Origin of the sequence: Ruegeria lacuscaerulensis, from assembly GCF_013034685.1 — a bacterium.
Classification (GTDB): Bacteria; Pseudomonadota; Alphaproteobacteria; order Rhodobacterales; family Rhodobacteraceae; genus Ruegeria; species Ruegeria lacuscaerulensis_B.
Genome location: NZ_WQGO01000002.1, coordinates 38,211 through 61,180, shown reverse-complemented (window position 1 = coordinate 61,180; position 22,970 = coordinate 38,211). Strand labels below are relative to the sequence as shown.

Genomic DNA, 22,970 nt, shown 5'->3' with positions numbered 1-22,970 from the left:
GCCAGAAGTCAGGGCGGGTTAGGTCCAGATCGAAGTCAAGCTTTGCGGATCGTCTCGGCGATCCGTTTCACGCCTGGATCAATTCGGTCCTGCGGGATCGAAGAATAGCCCAGGCGATAGAAATTCCGCGGCCGGTTTGCGCCAGAAAAGAAGGGCACGCCGGGCTCGATATGCACGCTTTGGTCTTGTAAGGCTCGGGCCAGATCGGTCGTGTCTATATGCTCGGGGGCTGACATCCACAGAGATGAGCCACCCATGATCCCCCGACCGGCGACGGTCAGACCATGGAGTTCAACCGCCTTGTCCATCGCTGCGCGTCGATACGCCAGCGCTTTGGACATGCGCCTGATCTGTGCATCGTAATGGCCAAGCGACAGGAAATAGGCCGCCGTGCGCTGGACATGCCCCGGCGGGTGGCGCAGAACCAGCGACCGAAGGGCGCGGGCTTCGCGGATGAACGGCGCGGACCCGACCATGTAGCCAAGGCGCAGTCCGGGAAACAGCGACTTCGAGAAGCTGCCTACATAGATCACCCGCCCGTCCTGATCCATGGATTTCAGAGCCGGAGAGGGCGCACCCAGAAAGGCCATCTCGAATTCATAGTCATCTTCGACCACCATCGCATCCAAAGCGCGGGCGCGCTCCAGCAAGGCAGTGCGGCGTTCGACCGGCATGGTGGCAGTGGTAGGGCTTTGGTGGCTGGGGGTGGTAAAGATCACATCGGTCTGCTCGGGCAGCGCATCTGGCGGCAGCCCGTCACGGTCCACGGCGACCGGAGCCATTTTGCAGTCTGAATGGCTTAAAAGATCGCGCAGAGCATAATAGCAAGGGTCCTCGATCACCGCCGTTCGATTGCGGTTCAATAAGATGCGCGAGGCCAACCACAATGCGTTCTGCGCGCCCAGCGTGATCAGAATCTCTTCGGGTCTTGCGGCGATCCCGCGGCGGGGTAGGGTATGGCGGGCGATGAATTCGACCAGAAGAGGGTCGTCCTGATCCACATAATCCCCGGTCAGGGAATCGAAATCCTTGTGCCCCAGCGCCCGCACCGCACACAGGCGCCAGTTGGCATGATCGAACAGCGACCGGTCGGCCTGACCGTAGATGAATGGATAGCGGTAATCGCGCCAGTCGCTGGGCTTTGTCAGAGTGTCCCCGTCCGAAAATTTGCGCGCCAGGGCGGTGCTCCAATCCACAGTCTCGTCGCCGCGCGGGGTGGGCGTGTATTTCGGGGGAACCGGCGCGTTTTCCGACACATAATACCCCGACCGCCCCTTGGCTGTTAGATAGTCATTGGCCAGAAGTTCCGTATAGGCCAACGTCACCGTGATCCGGCTGACGCCCAGATGGGCAGCCAGTTTGCGGGATGAGGGCAGTTTCTCACCTACATGAAAACGGCCTGACAGGATACCTTCGGCAATCATCTGCTGGATCTGCGCTTGCAGAGTGCCCTGACCGTTGAGTTCCAGAAAGAAAGTGTCGACCGAAATACCCATGCGTATCTTATAGGGTGGACTTATGGGGGGAGCAATCTGGACTTACGCATTTTTGACTGTTGACGGGGTGATGCGAATAACCTAAATAACTAGAAATCTAGTTTAATGGAGTTGTGAAATGTGGGAAGCCGCCGCTGCGGGATTTTCTGCCATGGGGTCCGAGGCCCGGCTGAAGGTTCTAAAAACGCTGGTCCGCGCCGGTGAGGCCGGTCTGACGGTTGGAGAGATCCAGGACCGAACCGGGATTGCACCGTCAACGCTGGCACATCACCTGCGGTTTCTGGCCGCCGGAGGGGTGGTGCAGCAGGAGAAGATCGGCCGAACCACGACCAACCGCGCGAACTATGACGAGTTGAGGAAACTGGCGCAGTTTATCCTGTCCGAGTGCTGCGCCGACGAAGTGGGAAAGGCCGCAAACGATGGCTGAGCTAACACAAAACCCGAAGGTTCCGGCGAAAGTTGCGCAGGACCTGATCAAGACACCTTGGGCGGTGATCTTGGTCCTTCTGATTGGGGTCGCCGTTCTGGACCCGGCCAATTGGACCGAAGTGGTAACGTTTGCAGGCAAGGCGTTGGCGCATACCGGGCAGTATATCCTTTTCGCTGTGTTGCTACTGTCCTACCTCAAAGCAACGGGGGCCGAGGTCATGGTCGCCCGCGCTTTTGAAGGGCGCGAAACGCGGATGATATTCCTCGCCGCCCTGTTCGGAGGGTTGGCCCCGTTCTGTTCCTGCGAGGTGATCCCCTTTATCGCCGGTCTGCTGGCGCTGGGCGCGCCTTTATCTGCGGTTATGGCGTTCTGGCTCAGCTCGCCTCTGATCGACCCGCCGACCCTGCTGATCACGGCGGGTGCATTGGGGTGGCCGTTTGCCATCGGTAAGGCCGTCGCCGCCGTCGCTTTGGGTCTGTTCGGAGGCTTCGTGGTGCGTGCCTTGATGCGCGGCGGAGCGTTCGCCGAACCTCTGCGCGTTTATAAACCTGCCGGGTGCTGCGGTTGTGGACCTAAACAGGACGAGAAACCGGTCTGGGCCTTCTGGAAAGAGCCCGAACGCCGCACGCGGTTCCGAGCTGAATTTGTCCAGAACGGGATGTTCCTGCTGAAGTGGCTGGCTTTGGCCTATGTACTCGAGGCGCTTCTAGTTAGCTATGTGCCCGCCGACCTGATCGCGCGTGTGGTTGGGGGCGAAGGCATTGTGCCGATTGTCATCGCGGCGCTGGTCGGAATGCCTGCCTATCTGAACTCTTACGTCGCACCGCCGTTGCTGGCGGGGCTGACCGAGCAGGGCATGAGCGCAGGCGCTGCCATGTCGTTCATGATCGCAGGCGCGGTCAGCTCGATCCCGGCGATGGCGGCAGTGTGGTCGCTGGTCAAGCCACGGGTCTTTGCGACCTACCTTGGGCTGGGGATCACCGGGGCGATCATCGCAGGGGTTATCTTTCAGATGATCTAAAGGAAAAACCGCCCGGAGATGCCTCCGGGCGGTTTTGCTTATTGGTTGGCCTCGCAGAGGCTCGGCATTTTGAACCGGTACCGGGGCTCTTGGCTTTTGACGTAGACGCGTTTTTCGACGCAGGCGGTATCGCCGACGGTGCGAGCTACGTGTTCCTTGGATTCGTCGATCGAGATGGTGGACCCGTCGGGCAGTTGAACCGACGCGATGACGCCGTGTTTCAAGTCTCCATTCATCGGGGTCGCCGTCAGAACCGCAACCGTCAGGTACGAGTCGTGTTCATGCGCGCCGTCATCGTTGAGTATCAGCAGCGCTGCTGCGACCGAGACTGTGCCGACGATCGCCACCATCAGCAGGCCCCATGTTTTCAGAAATGCATAGATCGACACCGCACGGTGCGGGCCGAAGACAGAGGACAAAGCATTCAGCATAGGTATCTCGTGCAAAAAAGCCCCGGCCGTTTCGGACCGGGGCTGACTAAGTATCAGAAGCGCGGATCTTCGTCTTCTTCCTCGTTGCCGCCGCCTTTGGGCAGGTTGAAGAAGCTGTCGGCGTCGATGATCGGCTCATCGTCTTTTTCCTCGACTGGGTCATCGGACAGCGAGAAGGTTTCCAGCCCCTCGATGGCGGTCGGGATTTTCGGTGCGGCGTCCATTTCCAGCGACTGCTCGGTCGAAACCAGCTTGCGGCGCTCATCATCGCTCATGACGCCACCTTCGGCGGCTTTCTTCGCGGCCGCTTTCTGGACAATTGCGTCCAGCTCGGACTGTTTGCACAGGCCCAACGCAACCGGGTCGATCGGCTGCATGTTGGCGATGTTCCAATGCGTGCGCTCGCGGATCGACTGGATGGTGGGCTTGGTGGTGCCGACCAGCTTGGCGATCTGTCCATCGCTCAGCTCGGGGTGGAACTTAACCAGCCACAGGATCGAGTTCGGACGGTCCTGACGTTTGGACAGCGGGGTATAGCGTGGGCCACGGCGCTTTTCCTCACCTGCCGCAGCGGCGTTGAACTTGAGCTTCAGCTTGTGCAGCGGGTTGTTCTGGGCCGAGTCAATCTCGTCCTGGGTCAGCTGGTTGTTGGCGATGGGGTCGAAACCCTTGACGCCAGCAGCCACGTCGCCGTCTGCGATGCCCTGCACTTCAAGCTCGTGCATTCCTACGAAATCCGCGATCTGCTTGAAACTGATCGTGGTGTTGTCCACCAGCCAAACGGCGGTTGCTTTGGCCATAAGCGGTTTTGCCATCAGCCTGCCTCCTAATGCATACATCTGTCCCGTCGCCGGAATTCGGCGGCCCCGTGGTCTTGGGGCAGGTTTCCGTTGTCGGGGAACTTCGGGCCTATATAGTCGCGCAAAGGCAAGAAGGGAAGAGGCGAATGCGCCACGGGATTTTAGCGCTGGCATTGTGGGCGTTCAGCGGGCTGGCCGCACAGGCCGACGGCGAGAAGGCGGGTGTGTTCGACTACTACGTTCTGTCGCTCAGTTGGTCGCCCAACTGGTGCGCCCGCGTCGGCGATGCGCGCGGGTCCGACCAATGCGATGCGCGGCATGATCATGGCTGGATCCTACACGGGCTTTGGCCGCAATACCACAATGGCTGGCCGTCTTATTGCCCGACGGCCAAGGCGCCACCGTCGCGTGCGATGACGCGAGAGATGGCGGATATTCAAGGCACCTCTGGGCTGGCGTGGCACCAGTGGAAAAAGCACGGAACCTGTTCGGGCCTGTCTGCATTGGACTACTACGCCTTGTCGCGGCGGGCTTATGAGGGCGTCGCCCGTCCACAGGTGTTCCGTCAATTGGACGCTTCGGTCAAGCTGCCCGCCTCGGTGGTGGAAGAGGCGTTTCTCAAGGCCAACCCCGCGCTAGAGCGCGACATGATCACCGTCACCTGCAAACAGGGCTATATCGAAGAGGTCCGCCTGTGCCTGTCCCGCGATCTGTCGCCTGTGCCCTGTGGCCTGGACGTGATCCGCGACTGCGCGGCCAAGGATGCGTTGTTCGACCCGATTCGCTAGAGCTTGCGGTTCTGGCAATCGCGCGCATAGTCCAGCGCTTTGGCCGTGCCTTTAAGGTCAATCGCCATCACAACTTCGCCTGCTGGGTTGTAGACGGTCATCGTCTTGTTTCTGGCGATAGCGTCCACAAAGCTGCGGTCGGTGAAAAAGACGGTGGCGCCGGGCACATCGCGCTGGTTGAACCCGATGGCAGTGGCATCAAAGCTTTGGCCGTCGAGTTCAAAACGGATGGGATAGCTTTCGCCCTGTTTGATATCGCCCCAGGCTTTGTTGAAGACGGCAAAATACCCGCGATTGTCCAACGCATCATAGCCGATACGCACGACCGAGAGGTCTTGATAGATCGTCTGTATCAAGCACCCATTGCCAAGCGCTGGATCCATCATGATGTTCCAGCCGTCGACAAAGCCTTTGTCGACTAGCTGCTGCGAAAATGCAGTAGTGGCTGTAAAGGCGGCAAGTGCGACAGCAAAAAGGCGTTTCATTACAGTTCCCAAAATCAAATGGACAAGGTCAAAGCCATAGTACACGCCGCGTGCGGCAGGCAAAGGCCATTCTTGACTGATGTCGCCGCGAAGGAACACCTATGTGCATGGCGGAACCCGGCTTTGCCTTGCCAAGGGAACGCTTGAAACTTGGCTGTCGCACAATAGTTTTCGTCTCATAAAACAAGGAGCGAGCTATGCCGCAACATCCAAGAACATTCTCTCACATCGGATTGTCTGTCCCAAACGTTGACGAGGCTGTACAGTTCTACTCCGAAGTCCTTGGTTTCTACGTGATCATGCCGCCGACCGATGTAGTAGAGGACGATACGGATATCGGTGTCATGTGTACCGATGTGTTTGGCCCGGAATGGAAAAAACTACGTATTGCACATCTCGCGACTGCTGATCGCATTGGGTTCGAGCTTTTCGAGTTTGACGGGAATTATGTACCGGAAAACAATATCGACTTTCGCCAGAATGGTACGTTCCATTTTTGCGTCCAAGACCCGGATGTCGAAGGCTTGGTGGAAAAAATCGTTGCAGCGGGTGGCAAGCAGCGGATGCCAATTCGATACTATTATCCCGGTGAGAAGCCCTACCGTATGGTCTATGTCGAAGACCCCTTTGGCATTGTCTTCGAGATTTATAGCCATTCCTACGAATTGACCTACTCGTCGGGGGCTTACACCTGACATATGAGACCGAAGCTTGTGTGTGGCCGGAAGGGGCCATAGCGTTCCGGATGCTGCCGTTTTGCTTAGTTCAGAGCTCTTTTCGTGCCCTCAGTGCTGCCGTAATCGTCCCGTCATCCAAATAATCCAACTCGCCACCAATCGGCACACCCTGAGCGAGTGAGGTCAGGCGCACCTGACCCTCTAGCTGGTCGGCGATGTAATGGGCTGTGGTCTGGCCATCGACGGTGGCGTTCAGGGCGAGGATGACTTCGGTGATCCCTTCTGCAGTGACGCGATCTTTGAGGCGCGGGATGCGCAGTTCGTCCGGGCCGACGCCGTCCAGTGCCGAGAGTGTCCCGCCCAGCACGTGATACCGGCCTTTGAACACGCCTGCGCGTTCCATCGCCCAGAGGTCGGCGACGTCTTCGACTACGCACAGCTCTCCGGTGGCGCGGGCCTCGGCGTCGCAGATGTCACAGATGTCCGTGGTGCCCACGTTGCCGCAGTTCAGGCATTCGCGGGCGGTGATGGCGACCTGCTGCATGGCGTCCGACAGGGGTGTCAGCAGCAGCGCACGTTTGCGGATCAGGTGCAGCACCGCGCGACGGGCCGAGCGGGGGCCGAGCCCCGGCAGTTTGGCCATCAGGTCGATCAGATTGTCGATGTCGCTGTTCGAACTCAACGCGCGTACCCCTGCACAGGGGCCGGGCAGGGTGCCCGGCCTTTGGACCGTCAGGAGTGTCTATCAGAACGGCAGCTTGATGTCTGCGGGCAAACCCATGCTTTCGGTCAGCTTGGCCATCTCGGCCTGCGCGCGTTCGGCGGCTTTAGTCTGCGCGTCCTTGATAGCGGCAAGGATCAGGTCTTCGACGACCTCTTTGTCGTCGCCGTTGAAGATCGAGGGGTCGATGTCCAGACCTTTGAGTTCGCCCTTGGCGGTGGCAGTGGCTTTGACCAGACCAGCACCGGATTCGCCGACAACCATCAGATTGTTCAGTTCTTCCTGCATGTCGGTCATCTTGGTCTGCAGATCTTGCGCGGATTTCATCATCTTGGCCATATCGCCCAGACCGCCGAGTCCTTTAAGCATTACGTTTTCTCCTGCTAATCGGTTTGTCGCCTAGATACGGACAGCGCCCGTGCGGCACAAGGGGGCAGTGCCCTCCCGCCCGTCGTCGCGGTCTTTTGCAAGACCTCTCCTCCCGTTGGGTCCAGCAGAGCGCGGGCAACGCCCGCGCTCTGCTGGACCCAAGGTCGCTCAGGGGTATCGGCGTCAGCCGATGGCCCATGGCAGGCGTGGGAGGGTTAGTCCTCCTCGAACGGGTCCCATTCGTCTTCGACCTCGGGCAGGGCTTCGGTTTCGACCTTGGCGGCGCGTTCTTCGGGGGTTTCGATGCGTTTGATCTTGGCTTTGGGGAATTGAGCCAGCACCGCCCGCACCAGCGGGTGCTGTTCCGCCTCGGCTTTCAACGCCAGATCGGCGGCGTCGCGGATTTCGGCGATGGTTGCTGCCTTACCGTTGGCGACAATCGTCACCGCCCACCGATTGCCGGTCCAGCGTTGCAGTGCGGTACCCATGCGAGCGGCCAGGTCGGTTGGGGCCGAGTCCGTCGGTGTGAATTCGATCCGTCCGGGTTGGTACGAAACCAGCCGGACACCGTTTTCGACCTCGACCAGCAGTTTCACATCCCGGTTGGTGCGGATCAGTTCGACCACATGTTCGAAGGTCGGGTAGCGGGCCAGAGCCGTCTGCACATCCTGCGCCAGTGCCGCCGTCGGTGCACCTGCTCCGCCGCGGACGTGTGGCGCATAGGCAGAGGCCACGGGGGCCTGCACGGCGTGCGGTGGGGCGCTCATTCCGCCGCCGGGTCCGCCATTGGGTGACGGAGGCGGGGTGTCTTGCAAACGTTTGATCAACTCTTCCGGGCTGGGCAGGTCGGCAACATGGGTCAGGCGGATCACGGCCATCTCGGCGGCCATCATGGCGTTGGGGGCGGCTGAGACCTCTTCCAGAGCCTTCAATAACATCTGCCACATACGGGTCAGGACGCGCATCGGCAGGGCCTCTGCCATTTGCTGACCGCGCGCGCGTTCGTCGGGGGACACGGTCGGGTCTTCGGCGGCATCCGGCGTGATTTTCACGACCGAGACCCAATGGGTGATCTCGGCCAGATCGCGTAGCACGGCCAGCGGGTCGGCGCCTTCGGCATATTGCGCGCCAAGCTCAGTAAGCGCCCCGGCGGCGTCGCCGCGCAGGATCATGTCCATCAGGTCCAGCACTCGGCCACGGTCGGCTAGACCCAGCATCGCACGCACCTGATCGGCGCTGGTTTCCCCCGCACCGTGTGAAATCGCCTGATCCAGCAGAGAGGTCGCATCCCGCGCCGAGCCTTCGGCCGCGCGGGTGATCAACGCCATCGCGTCCTCGGCGATTTGCGCACCTTCGGCATCGGCAATGCGGCGCAGCAAGCCGATCATGTCTTCGGGTTCGATCCGGCGCAGGTCGAACCGCTGGCAACGCGACAGAACCGTCACGGGTACTTTACGAATTTCGGTGGTGGCAAAGATGAATTTCACATGCTCGGGTGGTTCCTCAAGCGTCTTGAGCAGCGCGTTGAAGGCGCTGGTCGACAGCATGTGGACCTCGTCGATGATGTAGATCTTGTAGCGGGCCGAGGCCGCGCGGTAGCGGACGCTGTCGATGATCTCGCGAATATCATTGACGCCGGTGCGGCTGGCGGCGTCCATCTCCATCACGTCCACATGGCGGCCCTCCATAATGGCCACACAATGTTCGCACTGGCCGCAGGGTTCGGTGGTCGGCTTGCCCTCGCCATCGGGGCCGATGCAGTTCATACCCTTGGCGATGATACGGGCCGTGGTGGTTTTGCCGGTGCCGCGAATGCCGGTCATGATAAAGGCTTGCGCAATTCGATCCGCCTCGAACGCGTTTTTCAGCGTGCGTACCATGGCGTCCTGACCGACTAGATCGGCGAAGGTTTCCGGGCGGTATTTGCGGGCAAGAACCTGATAGGCGGGGCTGGGCGTGTCGGTCATATCTGCTCTGTCGGATTCGGAGTCCGATGCAGCGTAGTGACCCCTGCCGCCCACGTCCACAGCAGCAGCGCAGGAAATTCGATTTGCAAGCAAGGACGCAGGCGATACATCATCGGTACAGATCGATCGGAACGTGCCATGGATAATTTCGCCATCTATTCCCTGCGACTGGGGCAGGGTCGTCTGGGGATATCTCCGCTGCCCGGCGCAGTCGGTGCCTATGCGACCGATCTGAAGGCGGTTCAGGACTGGCGACCGGATCTGGTGATTTCAATGACCACAAGCTCTGAGATGAAAAACCTGGGAGCGGCGGCGTTCGGTGGCGATCTGGAGCGGCGCGGGGTCGAATGGGCTCACCTGCCGGTCCAGGATTTTGGTGCGCCGGATGCGCGGATACAGGCCATTTGGTCCAATGTCAGCCAGCGGGCCCGTGCGCTGCTGTCCGGCGGCGGAGGCGTTTTGGTCCATTGTCGGGGCGGCTGCGGGCGATCGGGTATGGTTGCTTTGCGGTTGATGACAGATAGCGGACTGCCCGCAGATACCGCTTTGCAGATGCTACGGACAGTACGTCCCTGCGCCGTCGAGACCGAGGCACAGATGGTTTGGGCCACTTCGGCGGCCCGGACGGGCAGCTGAATTCAGGCTGAAAGCTGGTGTTCGGTCGGCGCGGCTGGCTGGGGCGCCGTGGTAACCACTTCCATCATCGCGCAGGGTGGTGTCGCCAAGAGGCTGGCTGCGTGGGCGGTGAAATCTGCTCCGAACAACATATCCGCATAGCGATCCAGCCGCTCGGCCGGAGTGTCGGCGGCCACACCGCAGAACACCCGGATCTGATCGGGTTGGGCGCGAAACCGGGCCGAGCACCCTTCGGCGCAATGGGTCAAGTCGCTGCTGCCTTCGATCTCGAACGCATCGGTTGTTGCCGGACGGGCCGTGGCCATTGCATCCGTCAGGGCACGTGCCATTCGGGCCAGTGCCGGGCAGGGGGCGCCTGTCTTTTGGCATACCGTCGCGGTGAATTCGTGGGTCTTGGTCTTCCAGATCATGATGCGCCCTCCGCGCGCTGGACGAGGGGCATGGATCAGGTGTGACAGCGTGCTGACGACCTGTCCCGGACACCCCGCCCGAGTTTCGGTTTTCGTTCGATGGCAGGTCTCCTGACTTGCGGGTCGTGGCTTTGCCGACCTTCCCAGCCTATCGGCCAGTGGTATCTCGGCATTGCTCACCGCTTACAGTTGCGGGGGCAGTCTCGGCCTTGATCCGTTCCGGCAATGCCGGGCAGGATCGCACCGTGTTCCCTTTTCATCCCGCCCCGTGACCGGGGACGAGAACCATCACGCCACCGCTAACGGTTGAGCGGGCTTCGAGTCAAGCGCCATTGAAACCCGGCGCGACGCGGGGTCAATCTCCCTACGGCTTGACTCTGATGCCGGAACAGGGCCGACTGCACAGGTGAACTAAACAGTTTAGAGTGTGAGGCGCGGGCGATGTTGGACAATACGCATCCTGTTTTGACCGAAGATGTCCAGTTTCCGTCTGGTTCAGCGATGCTGTCGGGGCGGCTCTATCTACCTGCCTTGCCTCCCAAAACAGTTGTGGTGATCCATGCAGCGACCGGCGTGCCCCGCGACTATTATCAGCATTTTGCCCATTGGCTGGCGGCCGAGCAGGGCATGGCTTGTCTGACCTATGATTATCGGGATTTCGGCCATTCCCTGACCGGCCGATTGCAGGACTCGCAGGTAACTATGGCGGACTGGGCGCTGATCGACATGCCCGCTGCCCGCGCAGAAATGCGCAAACGTTTCCCGGACGCGGAACAATGGAGCATCGGCCATTCCGTTGGCGGAATGTTGGGCCCGGTTCAACCGGATATCGCGCAGATTGACCGCATGATCTGTGTTTGCTCTGGGCTGGTCACTCTGTCTGATCACCCGTGGCCGTACAAGGCGCTGGCGGGGTTGTTCTGGTACGGCCATGCGCCGTTGGTTGTCAAAGCGGCGGGGTATTTGCCGGGCAGGGCTTTGGGCTTTGGGGCTGACCTGCCCGCGCGGGTCTACTGGCAGTGGCGTAAATGGTGCACGGCACCGACGAACTACCTGCCCGATTTGGGCAAGACCCTGCCCGAGGCGCACTGGGCCGGGCAGGATGTGCCGGTCGATCTGATCGCATTCGACGACGATCAGGTGGTGCCGCCCAAAGCGGTGTGGCGTCTGGCCGAGCTTTATGGCCCGAATGCGCGGCGTCGGCTGTTGTCACCGTCCGATTTCGGGGTGAAAGAGATCGGGCATATCGGCGTGTTCGCGCGCCGCAACGCAGCGGTCTGGCCGCAGCTTATTGCCCAGGATCATGTGGCAGATAAGTGAGAGGTTGGACATCGACCCAAGCGGGGCTCGTTGTGGCTGCTTCCTTCCGGACCTGACCAGGTTGGCGAGGCGCTCGCCCGCGCCAACCTCTCAGCACGCGATATAGGCAAGTGCGGGACAAATGACAACCCGTCAGAGCGTCAAATGGATCAGCAGAAAACCGGCCTCGTCCTCTCCAGCGATGTTGGGTGCAAATTCGGTGATGTCGTCCAGATGCTGCCAGGCCTTGTGGCCTGTACGCAGAACCGCCAACGCCCCGGCCACGGGGGACAGACGGAACGGACGCTCGAACACAGTGCCGGAATGAGGCCCGGCAGCCACGTAGTTTTTGACCAGATCTTGTATGGGCAGAATCGGTAGTGGAATGCGCGTGGCCTGCCCGACAAAGGGGAAGTGCCCACCGCCATTAGCGCGGTAATTATTCAACGCCACCACAAAGGTCTGCTCTGGATCCAAGGGTTGGCCTTCAAAACGAATCTCGCGGACGCGGCGGGCCGATGGGTGCAAAAGTGCCCCATCTGCACCAAAACGGGCGGGCTGGCTAAGGTCGATCCGGTATGTCAGCCCATGCAGGACGTCAAAATTGTGCCCCGCGCGGTCCGAGGCCAGCAGATCGCATCGTTGGCCGGGAATCATCCTTTCAAAGACGCCTGCGGACATTTCCAGCCAGTCTTCGATTTGCGAACCGGTGACGGCGACGGCCATCATCTCATCGGGAAAGACGTTCAAGTCCGTCACATGGCGCAGGCAGATTTCCCCGGCCGGGACGTCGGTAAAGAACCGAGGCCCGGCACGCCCGCCGAATTTCGACGGGGACACGGCAGACAGGATTGGGCAGTCCCGATAGTCCGTATCCTTCAAAAAAGGTCGCAACCCGGCGGTTTGAGCGGCGGCCACGAAAGCCAAGCCCCGGTCATAGCCGCAAAAGCTGAAATAGCTGTGCATGTGCTGCTGTACCTGTCCCACAGGTTCGGCCACCCGCCGCCGCGTCTCGGCGTGGCCGGTGGCAAGTAGCTGCGTCAGTGCGGCGTCTTCATCTGACGCCTCTGTCGAAACCGAACGCACCTGCGCGTGTCCATGAAGTACCTGCCATCGGTCGTCCAGTGATGTGCCGAGGGTCAGATCGATGACGCCCAGATATGACCCCGCCGCACCGGGCATCACGACGGGGGTGCTGTGCACCAGCCCGCGATCAACGTCGATATAGCCGCTGTATTCTTGTTCAGGGCTGGGAAAAACCATATGGGAATGCCCGCCCGCAATGGCGTCGATCCCGTCGATGGCGGCCAACGGTACCAACGCGTTTTCCATGCCGGGCGTGTCTTGCGCCGGACCGAACCCCGTATGCGCCAGCGCCACAACGATATCGCAGCCCAGTTCGTGCAGTTCAGCGACTTTGCGGCGCGCACAGTCAAGGATGTCGCCGATCTGAACTGCACCTGCCAGCTTGTGCGCCTCCCATTTTGCGGTCTGGGGTGGCAGGACCGAGAATATGCCGATTGCAAGCTCGTACGCGTGCCCTTGGATTTCGACCTGACGCCTGACAATCGTGTGCTCCTGCCAGACCTGCGGGCTGGAGGATTTGTGGGCATTGCTGCACAGAACAGGGCAGGGGGCCTGCCGCATGATCCGGTCCAGCACGTCCAGACCAAAGCCATAATCGTGATTGCCCAGCCCTATAGCATCGTAGCCCAGAAGGTCGAAGGCCTGCATCAGAACATGGCGCTCGGGGTGTTGAGCCACGGCCCAGTCGCCCAGCGGCGTGCCCTGGACCGAGTCGCCATTGTCTACCAGCAGAACCAACCCGTCCTGTACCTCGCTTCGGGCCTTGCGGATCAGGTCTGCGGTCCGGGTCAGGCCAATCGTCGGTTCGTGCCTGTCAGTGTAATAGTCATATGCCGTCAGATTCATATGCAGATCGGAGGTGGCCAGAATCCGCAGTTGGACGGTTTGAGAGGAAGGAAAAGTTGGCACTACTCTACTTTAGGCAGTTTTATATTAATCATTTTCAACAAAAAGAGTGTTGCGTGCAATTTTCAAGGCGGACCTGCGGTCTTTCAGCGGCAGCGGGTGTTTTTTCGGAGTTCCATGAATACCCATTGCAACCCCAGAACCATCGTGGCAGCCCTATGCGCACAATCTGGGGGGCATGCAATGAAGAATGCAGAGTTTGTGACGTTCGGCGGATCAGGGCTGGACCGTGCGGCGCATATTCGGGGCGATGATGACGCGCTGGCTGGCCTGGTGGCGGACCCGAATGCCAAATGCCTGCTGATATGGCGCGGCAAACCCCTTGTAGAGGGTGAGGCTTCGGATCGGTTGGGTCTGATCCCGGTGACTCATGCGCTGGTCGAAAACGGACCGGGCGGAGTTGCGGATGGGCTGATTTTTCTGGGCCTGTCAGATGGTGTCCCGGTCTTTGCTGCCGATATCTCGAATTGGGAGCCTGACGGGCAGGATTTGTCTGAAGTAGGTGGTTTCGTGGATGGCTCGGAACAGCAGCATCCTGACCTGCCAGACAGGTTCGTATTTGCCGAGCTGCGCCGGATCATGACGTGGCTGTCCCCGCGTGATGCCGAGCTTGCGGCGACCGCCAAGGCGGTAATCGGCTGGCACGAAACCCATAAATTCTGCGCCCGCTGCGGCGCGGCCAGCGCGATGACGCAGGCCGGATGGCAACGAAGCTGTCCCACGTGCAGCGGCCAGCATTTTCCGCGCACGGACCCGGTGGTGATCATGCTGATCACCCATGGGGACTCGGTACTTATGGGGCGGTCTCCGGGTTGGCCCGAGGGGATGTATTCGCTGCTGGCGGGTTTTGTCGATCCCGGCGAAACGCTCGAAGCTGCTGTGCGCCGCGAAGTGTTCGAAGAGGCGGGCGTGCCCGTCGGCGCTGTCACCTATCTGTCCAGCCAGCCCTGGCCCTTCCCGGCCTCTTTGATGTTTGGTTGCGCGGGCCAGGCGCTGTCGCGTGACATCTCGATTGACCCCGTTGAAATTGAAGATGCTATGTGGGTCAGCAAATCTGAGATGATGCAGGCTTTTGCCGGTGAGCACCCGGTTCTGAAACCTGCCCGTAAAGGAGCCATTGCACATTTCCTGTTGCAGAACTGGCTTGCTGATACGCTGGACTGACGAAATAGAGACACAATAGATCAACGAACCAAAGGTCGGAATGCAGTTCGCAATACAGGAAGATATTCAGGCACCGATCAACGCCGTTTTCGAAATGGTCGCCGATTTCGAACGGTTCGAACGTATGGCCATGCGCCGCGGGATCGAGGTGCGGCGGCTGTCCGGCCACATGGGGGTGGTGCCGGGCACCAAATGGCAGGCCGATTTCACCCTGCGGGGCAAGCCACGCCATGTTGAGATAACAATGGCACACAGCGACCCGCCCGCGCGAATACGGTTCGAGGCAATCGGCAAAGGGGTCGGCGGTGTCACGGAGGTTGATCTTCTGGCTCTGTCCCAACGCCGTACCCGGTTAAGCGTGGATGTAACGCTGACGGCCAAATCCCTGCCCGCGCGGCTGTTTCTGCAATCGCTGCGGCTGGGCAAATCGCGGTTCCGGGCCCGGTTCCAATCCCGACTGACCGAATTCGCCCGCGAGATGGAGGAACGACACCTGCACGGGTCGTAAAACCGATATGAGCGATCTGATCCTGAGGCAGGCAACCTCATACGACGCGCCGGGTATTGCTGGAGTGTTGCAAGCCCTTGTTTTGGCAGACAAGCGCAGCAAACCGGCAGATGCCGGGTTCGCCGAAACGCACTATGTCTCTCATCCCGGTCAGATTCAGTGCCTTCTGGCGTTGGACGGGGACGAGGTGCTGGGGTTTCAATCGCTGAAGCAAGCGGTAGAGGGCAACCCCTATGGCGCGCCTGTCGGCTGGGGATTGATCGGCACGCATATTCGCCCTTCGACGGCTCGGCGCGGGGTCGGGCGGGCGTTGTTTCAGGAAACCCTGAAAGCTGCCCGTGCGGCAGGCCTTGTGGCGATCGACGCGACGATCGGCGTCAACAATGCGGAAGGGCTGGCCTATTATCAGGCAATGGGGTTCGTGGACTACCGCCGAATTGACGGCGCGCGCTGCAAATCCTTCACCTTGTGACCGCCGCCGGGTAAACGCCTAGCACTTCGACATTTGTGGTGAAATGCTCCAGCTCTTCCATCGCCAGCTGCACATTGCGGTCGTCGGGGTGCCCCACGATATCGGCATAGAACTGCGTGGCGGTGAATGAGCCGTCGACCATATAGCTTTCCAGCTTGGTCATGTTGATCCCATTCGTGGCAAACCCGCCCATCGCTTTGTAAAGCGCGGCAGGGATGTTGCGGACCTGAAAGACGAAGCTGGTGATCATTCCGTGTTCACCGCGTCGCGTGCGGTCTTCCTCGCGTGACATTACAAGGAAGCGGGTGGTGTTGTCGTCATTGTCCTCGATATGTCGGGCCAGAACGTTGAGGCCATAAATCTCTCCGGCCAGTTCGCTGGCCAGCGCGGCCGAGTGAAGTTCGCCCTGTTCGGACACTTCGCGCGCGGCGCGGGCATTATCGGGGCTGACGCGCCCGTGGATGTTGTGCTGTTTCAAAAAGCCCGCGCATTGGGGCAGCAGAACCAGATGGGAATGGGCCTCGGTAATGTCGTCCAGCGTGGCACCCGGAACGGCCAGCAGGTTGATATGGACGCGGACAAAGGCCTCATCAATGATGTGCAGCCCGCTATGAGGCAGCAGGCGGTGGATATCGGCCACGCGCCCATAGGTCGTGTTCTCAACCGGCAGCATCGCCAGATCCGCCGCGCCCGAGCGCACCGATTCGATCACATCCTCGAAAGTGCGGCAGGGCAGGGCCTCCATATCGGGGCGTGCGTTACGGCAGGCCTCGTGACTATAGGCGCCGGGCTCCCCCTGAAATGCGATACGTTTGGTCATTTGGTCGATTCCGTGCAACAAGTTCCAGAATTGGGCGTTTAGTCGCGGTGTCTATACCTTGCCTCTTGTCAGGGGAAGCCTTAGACACCCCGCAGACAGCTGAAATGGACTCGCGATCAATGTTCGACACGATGACAGTTACCAAGGCCGCCGCAGGCCTGTTTGGCACCTTCCTGGTGCTGCTTCTGGCCAAATGGGCCGCCGAAGGCCTGTACCATGCCGATGGTCATGGCGAGACGGCCTCGTACATCATTGAAACCGAAAGCGCAGGCGAAAGCGCCGACGGTGAGGAAGTGGTGTTCGAAGACCTGCTGGCCGCAGCCGACCCGGAAAAAGGCGCACGCGTTTTCCGTAAATGCACCGCTTGCCACAAGCTGGAAGACGGCGCGAACGGCACAGGCCCTTATCTGTATGGCATCGTTGACCGTCCGGTCGCGTCGGCCAATGGCTTCACCGGCTACTCGGCCTCGATGCAGGCCCATGGCGGCAACTGGACACCCGAAGCGCTGGACGCCTTCCTTGAGCGCCCGAGCGCCTATATTTCCGGCACATCCATGAGCTTCGCGGGCCTGAAAAAGCCGCAAGAGCGTGCCGACCTGATTGCCTATTTGCAGACCATCGGCAACTGATCCTGCGAATAACCCGAAAAAACAAAGGCCGCTGCCCCGTGCAGCGGCTTTTTTTGTCTAAACAGAACTTCACAAAGCGCTCACGCATTCTAAACTTGAATTTGTAAGTGCTGGTATTTTAGCTGGCGAACGCAAGATTAAAACACGTGATGCAACAGGGGATGAGCAACATGAGGTCCAACCGGGAAATCGTTCAGGCGCGTGTATTGGATTTCAGAGGCGGGCTTTGGGCTCTGATGGCCGGTATGGTCATGGTGATGTTGATGGCACTGCCGGGGCGGGCCGAGGAAACGATCATCAAAAGTCACGGTTTCTCGGAATTTGGTGATCTAAAATATCCCGAAGGCTTTGCGCATTTCGCCTACGTCAACCCGAACGCCCCGCGCGGAGGAGAGCTTTCCTATGCCGCGCAGGGCACGTTTGACAGTTTCAATCCCTTCACCCGGCAGGGGCGAGCGGGCGCACGATCCGCAGACCAATACGAATCCCTGTTGATCGAATCTTATGACGAGCCTGCCTCGTATTACGGCTTGCTGGCGGAGAGTCTCGAATACCCGGAAAGTCAGGAATGGGTCATTTTCAATATGCGGCCCGAGGCACGGTTTTCTGATGGAACGCCAGTCACGGCAGAGGACGTCGTGTTTTCTCACAATCTGCTTTTAGATCAGGGTTTGAAATCTTACGCCGAGGCCGTTCGCAAGCGTATCCCCCGCGCCGAGGCATTGGATGAACATCGCGTAAAATTCTACTTTGCCCCTGATATCCCGCGCCGGGCGCTGATCTCTCAGGTTGGTGGCACGCCGGTGTTTTCCAAGGCGTGGTTCGAGGCAGACCCGGAAAACCGCCGTCTGGACAAATCTCGCCTTGAACCAGGCATCGGGTCGGCCCCCTATCTTCTGGACAGCTACGACATCAACCGACGCATCGTTTACAAGCGCAATCCCGACTATTGGGGCGATGAGATCAATGTGAATGTGGGTCGGAACAACTATGACACCATCCGCATCGAGTATTTCAGCGACTCGATTGCCGCGATGGAGGGGTTCAAGGCCGGAACATTCACTCTTCGGCAGGAAAACAACTCGAAAAGCTGGGCGACGGCTTATGACTTCCCGGCGATTGCAAATGGCAGTGTCCTGCGGGTCGAGCTTGAGGACGGCAACGTCCCGTCGGCCTCTGGTTTTATCATGAACCTTGACCGACCTCAGTTTCAGGACCCCCGCGTGCGCGAGGCGGTTCAACTGGGCTATAACTTCGAATGGACCAATGAAAGCCTGCAATATGGCCTGTTCCAGCAGCGCGATTCGTTCTGGCAAGGCACGCATCTTGAGGCAACCGGCCTGCCCGAAGGGCGTGAGCTTGAGGTGCTGCAAAGTCTAGGCGATGCGGTGGACCCTGCTGTGCTGACCGAAGAACCGGTCTCGGCCCATGACTCGCGCCCGGCCCGTCAGAATGACCGCCGCAACCTGCGTGCTGCGATGCAACTGTTGGATGAGGCGGGCTGGAAAGTCGGAGACAACGGCATCCGCAGCAATGACAATGGCGAAGTTCTGAAGATCGAGTTTCTGTCGGACCAGCCCACTTTGGATCGGATTATCCAACCATTTGTCGACAACCTGCGCGCCATGGGGATTGATGCGACCTATAACCGGGTCGACAACGCTCAGTTCACACTGCGCCGTCGGGATCGGGATTTCGACATGATCTTTGGCGGCTATCCGACCTCGTTGCAGCCATCCACAGGGCTCTATCAGCAGTTCGGGACTGAGGCAGCCGCGTATTCGGTGTTTAACCCGTCGGGCGCGCATGGCCCCGATATCGAACCGCTGATCGACAATATCGTCGCCGCGACTGACAGCGAAGAACTGCACGCCAATGTGCGGGCGCTGGATCGTGTGCTGCGGGCCAAGCGGATCATGGTTCCCACCTGGTATCTGGGTAAATACTGGGTCGCCTACTGGGACATGTACGAGCACCCTGCGAATCTGCCGCCCTATGCGCTGGGCGTCGAGGACCTGTGGTGGATCAACGCCGAGAAAGAAGCCGAGTTGAAATCCTCGGGCGCCTTGAGGTAATCCGCCCTCATGGGAGCATATATTCTAAGACGTCTGTTGCTGGTCATCCCTACTTTGCTTGGGATTATGATCGTCAACTTTACGCTGGTTCAGTTCGTTCCGGGCGGCCCGATTGAACAGATTATCGCCCAGATGGAAGGTGGGGGTGATGTGTTCGAAGGCATTGCCGGCGGCGGCAGCGATATCGAGCAGCAAACCGGCGGCGCGAATGACCGCTATATCGGTGCGCGTGGGCTGCCGCCCGAGTTCATCGAAGAGTTGGAAAAAGAATTCGGATTCGACAAACCTCCGGTCGAGCGGTTTCTGGACATGATGGGCAACTATCTGACGCTGGATTTCGGCGAGAGCTATTTCCGGTCGATCAGCGTGATTGATCTGGTGCTGGAGAAAATGCCAGTGTCGATCTCGTTGGGGCTGTGGTCAACGTTGATTGCTTATCTGGTGTCGATCCCGTTGGGAATTCGCAAGGCGATGAAGGATGGTTCGACCTTTGATACCTGGACCAGCGGGGCAATCATCGTGGCCTATGCCATCCCCGGTTTCCTGTTTGCGATCTTGTTGCTGGTGCTGTTCGCCGGCGGCTCCTACTGGCAGATTTTCCCGCTGCGGGGGCTGACCTCGGACAATTGGGATGACCTCAGCGCTGTGGGCAAGGTATTGGACTATTTCTGGCATATTGCTTTGCCGATCATTGCGCTGACAATCTCGGCCTTTGCGACGCTGACCTTGCTGACCAAGAACTCGTTTCTAGATGAGATCAAAAAACAATATGTGATGACCGCCCGCGCCAAGGGCCTGAACGAGCGCAGGGTGCTCTATGGTCACGTGTTCCGTAACGCGATGCTGATCGTGATCGCGGGTTTCCCGGCAGTGTTCATTGGCGTGTTCTTTGGTGGGTCAATCATTATCGAGACGATCTTCTCGCTGGACGGTCTGGGCCGTCTGGGATTCGAGGCCGCAGTGGCGCGCGACTATCCGGTGATCTTTGGGACACTGTTCATCTTTGGTCTGATGGGGCTGGTTGTCGGCATCATCAGCGACCTGATGTATGTGCTGGTCGACCCGCGCATCGATTTCGAAAAGCGGGAGGGGTAAATGGCACTGTCCCCACTCAACCAGCGCCGCTGGCGCAATTTCCGCCGAAACGGACGGGCCTTCTGGTCGCTGATCATCTTCTCGGTGCTGTTCGGCCTGTCGTTGTTTGCCGAATTCATTGCCAATGACAAACCCATTCTGGTGAACTACCGGGGTGAGTATTTCACGCCGATCTTCAACTTCTATCCCGAAACGGCCTTTGGCGGCGACTTCCAGACCGAGGCGATCTATCGCGACCCCGAGGTTCAGTGTCTGATCGACAGCGGCGGGATCGAAGATTGCTTTGACGATCCCGAAGGCATCATTGAACAAATTCAGGCCGGAACATACGAGGCCGAAGGGTTCGAGCGTGGCTGGGCTATCTGGCCGCTGATCCCCTATTCCTTCAACACCAGCGTGGATCGCCCCGGCGCGGCTCCGCTGCCGCCCAACGGGCAGAACCTGCTGGGCACGGATGACACCAAGCGCGATGTGCTGGCACGGGTGATTTACGGGTTCCGCCTGTCGATCCTGTTCACACTGATGGTCACCGGCGCGGCCAGCATCATAGGCATTTTTGCAGGGGCCATTCAGGGCTTCTTTGGTGGCTGGCTCGACCTGATTTTCCAACGCGTGATCGAGATCTGGTCGGCCACGCCCTCACTTTACGTGATCATCATCATGTTCGCCATTCTGGGCCGAAGTTTCTGGCTACTGGTGGCGCTGATGATTCTGTTTAGTTGGACCGGCCTTGTCGGCGTGGTCCGGGCCGAATTCCTGCGGGCGCGCAACCTTGAATATGTGCGGGCGGCGCGGGCGCTGGGTGTGGGCAACATGACCATCATGTTCCGCCATATGCTGCCCAACGCGATGGTAGCCACGCTGACCTTCATGCCCTTCATTGTCACAGGTACGATTGCCGGGTTGGCCTCGCTGGACTTTCTAGGGTTTGGCCTGCCGTCCTCGGCTCCGTCGCTGGGTGAGCTGACTTTGCAAGCGAAACAGAACCTGCAAGCGCCGTGGCTGGCTTTCACCGCGTTTTTCACCTTTGCCATCATGCTGTCGCTGCTGGTCTTCATCTTTGAAGGCGTGCGGGATGCGTTTGATCCCAGAAAGACCTTCTCATGAGCCTTTTGGATGTGAAAAACCTCAAGGTCTCGTTCAAGCAGGACGGGCAGGTCTCTGATGCGGTCAAAGGCGTGTCGTTCACCGTGGATCGCGGGGAAACGGTTGCACTGGTGGGCGAATCCGGCTCGGGGAAGTCGGTGACCGCGCTCAGCACCGTGTCGCTGTTGGGCGACAGCGCGATTGTCGAAGGCTCGGTCACCTATGACGGGGATGAGATGATCGGCGCCGCGCCAGCCAAGCTGATGGATGTGCGCGGCAACGATATCAGCTTTATCTTCCAAGAGCCGATGACCTCGCTGAACCCGTTGCACACGATCCAGAAACAGATGGCGGAATCGCTTGCGCTGCATCAGGGCGTCACAGGGGACGCCGCGCGCGAACGGATTGTCGAGCTGCTGACCAAGGTTGGCATCCGCGACCCGCGCGAGCGTTTGGACAGCTACCCGCACCAACTGTCCGGCGGACAACGTCAGCGGGTCATGATCGCCATGGCGCTGGCCAACAAACCCGACATCCTGATCGCGGATGAGCCCACAACAGCGCTAGATGTGACCATTCAGGCGCAAATCCTGGAACTGCTGGCCGAATTGCAGAAATCCGAGAATATGGGGATGCTGTTCATCACCCATGACCTTGGCATCGTGCGCCGGATCGCTGACCGGGTTTGCGTGATGAAGGATGGCGAGATCGTGGAATCCGGCGTGACATCCGAGATCTTCGATAACCCGCAGCATCCCTATACGCGCAAATTGCTGGCCGCCGAACCTTCGGGTCATCCCGATCCTGTGGCGACTGACGCCGAAGAGGTCGCGCGCACTGATCACCTGAAGGTTTGGTTCCCGATTCAGCGCGGCTTGCTGAAACGAACCGTGGGTCACGTGAAGGCTGTGAACGACGCCACGCTCAGCGTGCGGGCGGGTGAGACGCTGGGCATCGTGGGCGAAAGCGGCTCGGGCAAGACGACATTGGCACTGGCGATCATGCGACTGATCGCGTCCGAGGGTGGGATCACCTTCCGCGATCAGGATGTGCGCCGCTGGTCCACGCGCGAGCTGCGACGGCTGCGCAAGGATATGCAGATCGTGTTTCAGGACCCGTTCGGCAGCCTCAGCCCGCGTATGACCTGCATGCAGATCATTGCCGAGGGGTTGGCGATCCACAACGTCGACCCGCACCGCGCGCCCCGTGATCTGGTGGCCGAAGTGATGACCGAGGTGGGTCTCGACCCTGCCGCGATGGACCGTTACCCGCATGAGTTTTCGGGCGGGCAACGTCAGCGCATTGCCATTGCCCGCGCGATGATCCTGCGGCCCAAGCTGCTGGTTCTGGATGAACCGACAAGCGCGCTGGACATGACAGTGCAGGTGCAGATCGTCGATCTGCTACGCGATCTACAGCGCAAATACGGGCTGGCCTATCTGTTCATCAGCCACGACCTAAAGGTTGTGCGCGCCATGTCGCACAACGTGATCGTCATGCGCAACGGTGACGTGGTCGAGATGGGTGCGGCTGAAGACCTATTTGAGAATGCCCAGACAGAATATACCCGCGAACTGATTGCGGCAGCGGGCTGAAAAC

24 protein-coding genes, 1 other RNA gene and 1 riboswitch are annotated in these 22,970 nt (G+C 59.8%); of the genes, 14 read left to right on the top strand and 11 right to left on the bottom strand.

Annotated features, from left to right (window positions below; genetic code table 11):
• Positions 1 to 35 precede the first annotated feature (35 nt).
• Entirely contained in the window at positions 36 to 1,496 is a 1,461-nt protein-coding gene (gene pdxR, locus GOV80_RS04615; RefSeq protein ID WP_170783042.1) for a MocR-like pyridoxine biosynthesis transcription factor PdxR, read from the bottom strand.
• 118 nt (positions 1,497 to 1,614) lie between these two features.
• Here pdxR and GOV80_RS04610 point away from each other — a divergent pair, with 118 nt between their 5' ends.
• Both GOV80_RS04610 and GOV80_RS04605 read left to right on the top strand, forming a co-directional pair.
• Positions 1,615 to 1,923 (top strand): ArsR/SmtB family transcription factor, encoded by a 309-nt coding sequence (locus GOV80_RS04610; RefSeq protein WP_170783041.1) that lies wholly within the window; start codon positions 1,615 to 1,617, stop codon positions 1,921 to 1,923.
• A complete protein-coding gene (locus GOV80_RS04605; protein ID WP_170783040.1) occupies positions 1,916 to 2,947 on the top strand; it encodes a permease in 1,032 nt (343 codons plus the stop codon). The genes GOV80_RS04610 and GOV80_RS04605 overlap by 8 nt, the downstream gene beginning before the upstream one ends.
• Positions 2,948 to 2,985: 38 nt before the next feature.
• Here the strand turns inward: GOV80_RS04605 and GOV80_RS04600 are convergent, their stop codons facing one another.
• Together GOV80_RS04600 and GOV80_RS04595 are read right to left on the bottom strand one after the other, a co-directional pair.
• On the bottom strand, positions 2,986 to 3,378 hold the full coding sequence (locus tag GOV80_RS04600; RefSeq protein WP_170783039.1) for a hypothetical protein: 393 nt from the start codon (positions 3,376 to 3,378) through the stop codon (positions 2,986 to 2,988).
• Between the two features lie 53 nt (positions 3,379 to 3,431).
• Complete coding sequence (locus GOV80_RS04595) at positions 3,432 to 4,193, bottom strand: DUF1013 domain-containing protein (protein WP_170774713.1); 762 nt, start codon at positions 4,191 to 4,193, stop codon at positions 3,432 to 3,434.
• A gap of 131 nt (positions 4,194 to 4,324) precedes the next feature.
• On the opposite strand from GOV80_RS04595, the gene GOV80_RS04590 reads away from it, so the two are divergent.
• Positions 4,325 to 4,966 (top strand): ribonuclease T2 family protein, encoded by a 642-nt coding sequence (locus tag GOV80_RS04590; protein ID WP_170783038.1) that lies wholly within the window; start codon positions 4,325 to 4,327, stop codon positions 4,964 to 4,966.
• Here GOV80_RS04590 and GOV80_RS04585 read toward each other — a convergent pair.
• Positions 4,963 to 5,451, bottom strand: coding sequence for a hypothetical protein (locus GOV80_RS04585; protein ID WP_170783037.1), 489 nt, complete (start codon positions 5,449 to 5,451; stop codon positions 4,963 to 4,965). The two genes, GOV80_RS04590 and GOV80_RS04585, sit on opposite strands and share 4 nt — an antisense overlap.
• 197 nt (positions 5,452 to 5,648) lie before the next feature.
• On the opposite strand from GOV80_RS04585, the gene GOV80_RS04580 reads away from it, so the two are divergent.
• Entirely contained in the window at positions 5,649 to 6,146 is a 498-nt protein-coding gene (locus tag GOV80_RS04580) for a lactoylglutathione lyase family protein (RefSeq protein WP_170783036.1), read from the top strand.
• 70 nt (positions 6,147 to 6,216) lie between these two features.
• Here GOV80_RS04580 and recR read toward each other — a convergent pair whose 3' ends face one another.
• The 3 genes from recR to GOV80_RS04565 all read right to left on the bottom strand — a co-directional run bounded on the left by recR (position 6,217) and on the right by GOV80_RS04565 (position 9,185).
• A complete protein-coding gene (recR, locus tag GOV80_RS04575) occupies positions 6,217 to 6,810 on the bottom strand; it encodes a recombination mediator RecR (RefSeq protein WP_170783035.1) in 594 nt (197 codons plus the stop codon).
• A 63-nt stretch (positions 6,811 to 6,873) separates the two neighbouring features.
• Entirely contained in the window at positions 6,874 to 7,218 is a 345-nt protein-coding gene (locus GOV80_RS04570) for a YbaB/EbfC family nucleoid-associated protein (protein ID WP_170355334.1), read from the bottom strand.
• Positions 7,219 to 7,433: 215 nt separating this feature from the next.
• Positions 7,434 to 9,185, bottom strand: a complete 1,752-nt coding sequence (locus GOV80_RS04565) for a DNA polymerase III subunit gamma/tau (RefSeq protein WP_170783034.1) — start codon at positions 9,183 to 9,185, stop codon at positions 7,434 to 7,436.
• A gap of 138 nt (positions 9,186 to 9,323) precedes the next feature.
• On the opposite strand from GOV80_RS04565, the gene GOV80_RS04560 reads away from it, so the two are divergent.
• Positions 9,324 to 9,821, top strand: coding sequence for a protein-tyrosine phosphatase family protein (locus GOV80_RS04560; protein ID WP_170783033.1), 498 nt, complete (start codon positions 9,324 to 9,326; stop codon positions 9,819 to 9,821).
• Positions 9,822 to 9,823: 2 nt separating this feature from the next.
• Here GOV80_RS04560 and GOV80_RS04555 read toward each other — a convergent pair whose 3' ends face one another.
• Entirely contained in the window at positions 9,824 to 10,231 is a 408-nt protein-coding gene (locus GOV80_RS04555) for a hypothetical protein (protein WP_170783032.1), read from the bottom strand.
• A gap of 84 nt (positions 10,232 to 10,315) precedes the next feature.
• Positions 10,316 to 10,536, bottom strand: a riboswitch (cobalamin riboswitch).
• A gap of 136 nt (positions 10,537 to 10,672) precedes the next feature.
• Between GOV80_RS04555 and GOV80_RS04550 the strand changes: the two genes are divergently transcribed.
• Positions 10,673 to 11,551, top strand: a complete 879-nt coding sequence (locus GOV80_RS04550; RefSeq protein ID WP_170783031.1) for an alpha/beta hydrolase family protein — start codon at positions 10,673 to 10,675, stop codon at positions 11,549 to 11,551.
• Here the strand turns inward: GOV80_RS04550 and ffs are convergent.
• An RNA gene (ffs, locus tag GOV80_RS04545) (signal recognition particle sRNA small type) lies at positions 11,546 to 11,644 on the bottom strand. The two genes, GOV80_RS04550 and ffs, sit on opposite strands and share 6 nt — an antisense overlap.
• Before the next feature lie 39 nt (positions 11,645 to 11,683).
• On the bottom strand, positions 11,684 to 13,525 hold the full coding sequence (locus GOV80_RS04540; RefSeq protein ID WP_336510120.1) for a bifunctional 2',3'-cyclic-nucleotide 2'-phosphodiesterase/3'-nucleotidase: 1,842 nt from the start codon (positions 13,523 to 13,525) through the stop codon (positions 11,684 to 11,686).
• A gap of 180 nt (positions 13,526 to 13,705) precedes the next feature.
• Here GOV80_RS04540 and nudC point away from each other — a divergent pair, with 180 nt between their 5' ends.
• From nudC to GOV80_RS04525, 3 genes are read left to right on the top strand one after another with little or no spacing between them, the layout of a single operon-like run.
• On the top strand, positions 13,706 to 14,686 hold the full coding sequence (nudC, locus tag GOV80_RS04535; protein ID WP_170783029.1) for an NAD(+) diphosphatase: 981 nt from the start codon (positions 13,706 to 13,708) through the stop codon (positions 14,684 to 14,686).
• Positions 14,687 to 14,726: 40 nt separating this feature from the next.
• On the top strand, positions 14,727 to 15,194 hold the full coding sequence (locus GOV80_RS04530) for an SRPBCC family protein (protein WP_170783028.1): 468 nt from the start codon (positions 14,727 to 14,729) through the stop codon (positions 15,192 to 15,194).
• 7 nt (positions 15,195 to 15,201) lie between these two features.
• Positions 15,202 to 15,666 carry a GNAT family N-acetyltransferase gene (locus GOV80_RS04525; RefSeq protein WP_170783027.1) on the top strand — a complete coding sequence of 155 codons (465 nt, stop codon included), beginning with the start codon at positions 15,202 to 15,204 and terminating at the stop codon, positions 15,664 to 15,666.
• Here the strand turns inward: GOV80_RS04525 and GOV80_RS04520 are convergent.
• On the bottom strand, positions 15,656 to 16,486 hold the full coding sequence (locus tag GOV80_RS04520) for a prephenate dehydratase (RefSeq protein WP_170774687.1): 831 nt from the start codon (positions 16,484 to 16,486) through the stop codon (positions 15,656 to 15,658). The two genes, GOV80_RS04525 and GOV80_RS04520, sit on opposite strands and share 11 nt — an antisense overlap.
• Before the next feature lie 119 nt (positions 16,487 to 16,605).
• On the opposite strand from GOV80_RS04520, the gene GOV80_RS04515 reads away from it, so the two are divergent.
• The 5 genes from GOV80_RS04515 (at position 16,606) to GOV80_RS04495 (ending at position 22,966) form a co-directional block, all read left to right on the top strand.
• Positions 16,606 to 17,115, top strand: a complete 510-nt coding sequence (locus GOV80_RS04515) for a c-type cytochrome (protein ID WP_170775003.1) — start codon at positions 16,606 to 16,608, stop codon at positions 17,113 to 17,115.
• 170 nt (positions 17,116 to 17,285) lie between these two features.
• A complete protein-coding gene (locus GOV80_RS04510) occupies positions 17,286 to 19,190 on the top strand; it encodes an extracellular solute-binding protein (protein WP_237215651.1) in 1,905 nt (634 codons plus the stop codon).
• A 9-nt stretch (positions 19,191 to 19,199) separates the two neighbouring features.
• Complete coding sequence (locus GOV80_RS04505; RefSeq protein WP_170774684.1) at positions 19,200 to 20,285, top strand: microcin C ABC transporter permease YejB; 1,086 nt, start codon at positions 19,200 to 19,202, stop codon at positions 20,283 to 20,285.
• Positions 20,286 to 21,392: an ABC transporter permease gene (locus GOV80_RS04500; protein WP_170783025.1), complete on the top strand. Its 1,107-nt coding sequence runs from the start codon at positions 20,286 to 20,288 to the stop codon at positions 21,390 to 21,392.
• Positions 21,389 to 22,966 (top strand): ABC transporter ATP-binding protein, encoded by a 1,578-nt coding sequence (locus GOV80_RS04495; RefSeq protein WP_170783024.1) that lies wholly within the window; start codon positions 21,389 to 21,391, stop codon positions 22,964 to 22,966. The genes GOV80_RS04500 and GOV80_RS04495 overlap by 4 nt, the downstream gene beginning before the upstream one ends.
• Positions 22,967 to 22,970 lie beyond the last annotated feature (4 nt).

What these genes read in the sequence shown, in the direction of transcription:
- pdxR (WP_170783042.1), bottom strand. Translation starts at nt 1,496, where the DNA reads ATGGGTATTTCGGTCGACACTTTCTTTCTGGAACTCAACGGTCAGGGC.
- GOV80_RS04610 (WP_170783041.1), top strand. Translation starts at nt 1,615, where the DNA reads ATGTGGGAAGCCGCCGCTGCGGGATTTTCTGCCATGGGGTCCGAGGCC.
- GOV80_RS04605 (WP_170783040.1), top strand. Translation starts at nt 1,916, where the DNA reads ATGGCTGAGCTAACACAAAACCCGAAGGTTCCGGCGAAAGTTGCGCAG.
- GOV80_RS04600 (WP_170783039.1), bottom strand. Translation starts at nt 3,378, where the DNA reads ATGCTGAATGCTTTGTCCTCTGTCTTCGGCCCGCACCGTGCGGTGTCG.
- GOV80_RS04595 (WP_170774713.1), bottom strand. Translation starts at nt 4,193, where the DNA reads ATGGCAAAACCGCTTATGGCCAAAGCAACCGCCGTTTGGCTGGTGGAC.
- GOV80_RS04590 (WP_170783038.1), top strand. Translation starts at nt 4,325, where the DNA reads ATGCGCCACGGGATTTTAGCGCTGGCATTGTGGGCGTTCAGCGGGCTG.
- GOV80_RS04585 (WP_170783037.1), bottom strand. Translation starts at nt 5,451, where the DNA reads ATGAAACGCCTTTTTGCTGTCGCACTTGCCGCCTTTACAGCCACTACT.
- GOV80_RS04580 (WP_170783036.1), top strand. Translation starts at nt 5,649, where the DNA reads ATGCCGCAACATCCAAGAACATTCTCTCACATCGGATTGTCTGTCCCA.
- GOV80_RS04570 (WP_170355334.1), bottom strand. Translation starts at nt 7,218, where the DNA reads ATGCTTAAAGGACTCGGCGGTCTGGGCGATATGGCCAAGATGATGAAA.
- GOV80_RS04565 (WP_170783034.1), bottom strand. Translation starts at nt 9,185, where the DNA reads ATGACCGACACGCCCAGCCCCGCCTATCAGGTTCTTGCCCGCAAATAC.
- GOV80_RS04560 (WP_170783033.1), top strand. Translation starts at nt 9,324, where the DNA reads ATGGATAATTTCGCCATCTATTCCCTGCGACTGGGGCAGGGTCGTCTG.
- GOV80_RS04555 (WP_170783032.1), bottom strand. Translation starts at nt 10,231, where the DNA reads ATGATCTGGAAGACCAAGACCCACGAATTCACCGCGACGGTATGCCAA.
- GOV80_RS04550 (WP_170783031.1), top strand. Translation starts at nt 10,673, where the DNA reads ATGTTGGACAATACGCATCCTGTTTTGACCGAAGATGTCCAGTTTCCG.
- nudC (WP_170783029.1), top strand. Translation starts at nt 13,706, where the DNA reads ATGAAGAATGCAGAGTTTGTGACGTTCGGCGGATCAGGGCTGGACCGT.
- GOV80_RS04530 (WP_170783028.1), top strand. Translation starts at nt 14,727, where the DNA reads ATGCAGTTCGCAATACAGGAAGATATTCAGGCACCGATCAACGCCGTT.
- GOV80_RS04525 (WP_170783027.1), top strand. Translation starts at nt 15,202, where the DNA reads ATGAGCGATCTGATCCTGAGGCAGGCAACCTCATACGACGCGCCGGGT.
- GOV80_RS04520 (WP_170774687.1), bottom strand. Translation starts at nt 16,486, where the DNA reads ATGACCAAACGTATCGCATTTCAGGGGGAGCCCGGCGCCTATAGTCAC.
- GOV80_RS04515 (WP_170775003.1), top strand. Translation starts at nt 16,606, where the DNA reads ATGTTCGACACGATGACAGTTACCAAGGCCGCCGCAGGCCTGTTTGGC.
- GOV80_RS04510 (WP_237215651.1), top strand. Translation starts at nt 17,286, where the DNA reads ATGAGGTCCAACCGGGAAATCGTTCAGGCGCGTGTATTGGATTTCAGA.
- GOV80_RS04505 (WP_170774684.1), top strand. Translation starts at nt 19,200, where the DNA reads ATGGGAGCATATATTCTAAGACGTCTGTTGCTGGTCATCCCTACTTTG.
- GOV80_RS04500 (WP_170783025.1), top strand. Translation starts at nt 20,286, where the DNA reads ATGGCACTGTCCCCACTCAACCAGCGCCGCTGGCGCAATTTCCGCCGA.
- GOV80_RS04495 (WP_170783024.1), top strand. Translation starts at nt 21,389, where the DNA reads ATGAGCCTTTTGGATGTGAAAAACCTCAAGGTCTCGTTCAAGCAGGAC.